Origin of the sequence: Herbaspirillum sp. B65 (assembly GCF_000333555.1) — a bacterium.
In the GTDB taxonomy this organism is placed as follows: Bacteria; Pseudomonadota; Gammaproteobacteria; order Burkholderiales; family Burkholderiaceae_D; genus Herbaspirillum; species Herbaspirillum rubrisubalbicans.
Map to the genome: position 1 here is coordinate 1 of NZ_BADI01000381.1, position 4709 is coordinate 4709.

3 protein-coding genes are annotated in these 4709 nt (G+C 61.9%); all 3 read left to right on the forward strand.

Going from position 1 to position 4709, the window contains the following annotated elements:
- The coding region (locus I5W_RS09270; protein WP_044529004.1) for a toprim domain-containing protein at positions 1-830 on the forward strand (830 nt) is incomplete at its 5' end.
- Between the two features lies 1 nt (position 831).
- Entirely contained in the window at positions 832-1716 is an 885-nt protein-coding gene (locus I5W_RS09275) for a lytic transglycosylase domain-containing protein (protein ID WP_044529005.1), read from the forward strand.
- Between the two features lie 33 nt (positions 1717-1749).
- Positions 1750-4065, forward strand: coding sequence for a DNA topoisomerase IV subunit A (gene parC / locus I5W_RS09280; RefSeq protein ID WP_044529006.1), 2316 nt, complete (start codon positions 1750-1752; stop codon positions 4063-4065).
- Positions 4066-4709 lie beyond the last annotated feature (644 nt).

A 4709-nucleotide genomic window follows, 5' to 3' on the forward strand; every position in this document is an offset into this window, starting at 1 on the left:
TGGCCGAGCTGGTCATCAAGCAGGCCCAGAGCCGCCTGCGCTCGGCGCAAAAGGTCGAGAAGAAGAAATCTTCAGGGGTGGCCGTGCTGCCGGGCAAGCTGACCGATTGCGAATCCTCGGATGTGACGCGTAACGAACTGTTCCTGGTGGAGGGTGACTCCGCCGGTGGCTCGGCCAAGATGGGCCGCGACAAGGAATTCCAGGCCATCCTGCCGCTGCGCGGCAAGGTCTTGAACGCCTGGGAAACCGAACGCGACCGCCTCTACGCCAACAATGAAATCCACGACATCGCAGTGGCCATCGGCGTCGATCCGCATGGCATCAACGACACGCCGGATCTGTCCGGCCTGCGCTACGGCAAGATCTGCATCCTCTCCGACGCGGACGTGGACGGCTCGCACATCCAGGTGCTGCTCTTGACCCTGTTCTTCCGTCACTTCCCCAAGCTGATCGAGAACGGCAACATCTGCGTGGCGCGCCCGCCACTGTATCGCGTGGACGCGCCGGCGCGCGGCAAGAAGCCGGTGCAGAAGCTCTACGCCCTGGACGATGGCGAACTCGACGCCATCGAAGACAAGCTGCGCAAGGATGGCTTGAAGGAAGGCGCCTGGAGCATTTCCCGCTTCAAGGGCCTGGGCGAGATGAATGCCGAGCAGTTGTGGGAAACCACCATGAACCCGGACACCCGTCGCCTGTTGCCGATCAGCTTCGGCGAACCCGGCGTGCAGACTTCCGAAGAGCGCTTCAACATGCTCATGGGCAAGGGCGAAGCGGCATCGCGTCGCGCCTGGATCGAAGAACACGGCAACGAAGCCGAAGCGGATATCTGACATGCGCTGCACCGCGTCCCTGCACACCAGCCTGTTCGCCACCGCCCTGTTGGGCGTGGCGACACTGTTGTGCGCTGGACCGGTACAGTCGCAGCAAGTGGTCCGGTACACCGACGCCGATGGCGTCCAACACATGCGGGTGGAAGCGGCAGACAGTAGCAAGGACACCGGCAGCAAGAAGCCCAAGACGATCGTGTACCGGTACACCGATGCCGATGGCGCGGTCCACTTCTATGCACAGAACCTGGAGGACCCGGACAAGCTCATGGCCAGCAGCGCCGCGCTGCTCAATCATCCGGGCAGCAAGGAAGCGGTGACCCCGGCCGATCCGCCCTTCGTGCGCACCATGCTGGCCCATCGCGATGCGCGCAAGTACGATAGCCTCTTGACCGAGGCGGCCAGCGAATTCGGTCTGGATGCGGCGCTGCTCAAGGCGGTGCTGACGGCTGAATCCGGCTTCAATGCCACGGCCGTCTCCAGCAAGGGCGCGGTGGGCCTGATGCAGATCCTGCCTGACACAGCCGAGCGCTATGGCCTGCAAGGCGACCGCCGCAAGACCCTGCACCAGAAGCTGACCGATCCCAAGATCAACATCCGCTTGGCCGCGCGCTACCTGCGCGACCTGATGGCGATGTTTCCGCAGCATGTGGAACTGGCCATTGCCTCCTACAACGCCGGCGAAGGCACAGTGCAGAAGTATGGCAACAAGATCCCGCCCTATCCCGAGACCCAGGGCTATGTGCGGCTGGTGTCGCGCTTCTATGAACTGTATCGCCCGGCCGGTGCATTGCGCCTGGCCGCCGGTGATCGCGTGGCTGCCAACCAAGGTGGCAATGCGCGCCTGAAGGTAACGCTGCCCCCGCGCGCGCCGGCCATCAACGATTAACCCTGTCAAACCGAACACAACAAGACAAGCTCCATGACCGATCAACCGACCCTGTTTGACCAAGTCCCGACCGCGCCCGATGGCGAATCGCTGACGCTGTCCACCTTCGCCGAACGCGCCTATCTCGATTACGCGATCTCGGTGGTCAAGGGCCGCGCCCTGCCCGACGTGGCCGATGGCCAGAAGCCGGTGCAGCGCCGCATCCTCTACGCGATGAATGAACTGTCGCTGAACTCCGCCGCCAAGCCGCGCAAGTCGGCCGCCGTGGTCGGCGATGTGCTGGGCAAGCTGCACCCGCACGGCGACCAGTCGGTGTATGACGCACTGGTGCGCATGGCCCAGGATTTCTCGCTGCGCTATCCCTTGATCGACGGCCACGGCAACTTCGGCTCGCGCGATGGCGACGGTGCTGCGGCGATGCGCTACACCGAAGCCCGCCTGACCCCGATCAGCAAATTGCTGCTCGATGAAATCGACATGGGCACGGTGGAGTTCCAGCCCAACTACGATGGCTCCACCGAAGAACCGCGCCTGCTGCCAGCGCGCCTGCCCTTCCTGCTGTTGAATGGCGCCTCCGGCATTGCGGTCGGCATGGCCACCGAGATTCCCTCGCACAATCTCACCGAAGTGGCCAAGGCCGCCGTGGCGATGATCCGCAATCCCAAGATCACGCACGCCGAACTGATGGAACTGATCCCCGGCCCCGACTTCCCCGGTGGCGGCCAGATCATCACACCCAAGTCGACCATTGCCGAGATGTACCAGAGCGGCCGCGGCAGCCTGAAAGTGCGGGCGCGCTGGAAGATCGAAGACCTGGCGCGCGGCCAGTGGCAGGCGGTCATCACCGAACTGCCACCGGGCGTCTCTTCGCAGCGCGTGCTGGAAGAAATCGAAGAACTCACCAACCCCAAGCTCAAGCTGGGCAAGAAATCGCTCACGCCCGAACAGCAAACCCAGAAGGCCGCCATCCTCGGCCTGCTCGACGCCGTGCGCGACGAATCCGGCCGCGAAGCGCCGGTGCGCCTGGTGTTCGAACCCAAGTCCAAGAACCAGGACCAGACCGAGTTCATGAATACGCTCTTGGCGCAGACCTCGCTGGAAACCAGCGCCTCGCTGAACCTGGTGATGATCGGCGGCGATGGTCGTCCGCGTCAGAAGAATCTCTCCGACATCCTCACCGAGTGGATCAGCTTCCGCTTCGAGACCGTGACCCGGCGCACGCAATTCCGTATGCAGAAGGTCAACGACCGCATCCACATCCTGGAAGGCCGGGAAGCGGTGCTGTTGAACATCGACAAGGTCATCAAGATCATCCGCGAATCGGACGAACCCAAGCCGGCCTTGATCGACGCCTTCAAGCTCTCGGAGCGCCAGGCCGAAGACATCCTGGAAATCCGCCTGCGCCAATTGGCGCGCCTGGAAGCCATCAAGATCCAGCAGGAGCTGGCCGAGCTGCGCAACGAAAAGACCACGCTGCAAGACCTGCTGGACAACCCGGCCTCGATGAAGAAACTGGTCATCAAGGAAATCGAGGGCGATGCCAAGACCTATGGCGACGCCCGCCGCACCATCATCGAAGAAGCCGAACGCGCCACCTTCGAACAGAAGGTGATCGATGAACCGGTGACGGTGATCATTTCGCAAAAGGGCTGGGTGCGCGCACGCACCGGCCATGGCCACGATGCGACGCAATTCACCTTCAAGGCTGGCGACAGCCTGTATGGCGCCTTCGAATGCCGCACCGTGGACAACCTGCTGGCCTTCGGCTCCAACGGTCGGGTCTATACGATTGCGGTCAATGCCCTGCCCAATGCACGCGGCGATGGCGTACCCGTGACCACGCTGATCGAACTGGCCAGCGGCAGCAGCATCCAGCATTACTTTGCCGGCCCGGCCGATACCACGTTGTTGCTGGCATCGGATGCGGCGACTGGTTTCATCGCCAAGGCCTCCGACATGTTCGGTCGGGTCAAGGGCGGCAAGAGCTTCTTCACGCTCGATGAAGGTGCTTTGCCGCTGGCACCCACGCCAGTGGCGGCAGACGCCAGCGCCGTGGCCTGCGTGTCGGCCAATGGGCGTCTGCTGGTGTTTGGCCTGGATGAAATGAAGACCCTGTCTTCCGGTGGCCGTGGCGTGAACCTGATGGAACTGGAAAAGAACGAAAAACTGGTCGCCGCCCAGGCCATCAGCCAGAAAGGTGTAGTGGTCTATGGCACCGGCAACGTGGGCAAGGCCAAGGAGATTCCATTGAGCGGCGAGAAGCTGCTGGCGCACGTGGGCAAGCGTGCGCGCAAGGGCCGCGTGCTGGAGTCGCGCATCAAGGCCGCGGGCTTGCGTTCGCAGGGCTGAGGCCTCCCCTTCCCCCGCTGTGGCAGCGCCCCCTGTGCATCATGGCAGGGGGCGATTTTTTTGGTACATCTCACAAATCGCGGTGAGCAGCAAGCTATCCGATGGAACAAATTCGAGAAGCGCGGAGAGAATTCCAGCCGAAGACTTGCCCGGTGTATCCGGCCTGCCGGAAGACATGAGTTTCTGTCCGGCTTGACGACATTGAGCAGATTCACTCCAGAACTCATTTCATCAATGGGCGTGTGATGTGCTCTACCCAAAAAAGGCGCGCCAAGATAGCCAGATTCCTGTTAGGAAAATCCAATGAAAAGCTACTCGACTCTTGAAACATGCCGCCATGCGCAGGCGTAGGCCACCTGAGGCTTGGCTCGTCGCATAGTTGGGTGACTCCCCTTTGGGCAGGTCTTCAAGGTCTTTAGGACATCGTCGGTATATACAATTGCAAGTTTCAACAGGGAAAAATTAGAATGCGCGCCGGTGTGACATCAGGGAGGGACACTTGATGAACACAGGAACCTCGCATGATCCAAGCGCCCCAGGGTCTGGAAAAGCTGCTTTCAGGCTATCAACACGCCCGCATTCTGCGGCGGATTTTCTCGTATAACGACGCCCCCCTATCTGCATTGCTCGCCAACCAGCTGACG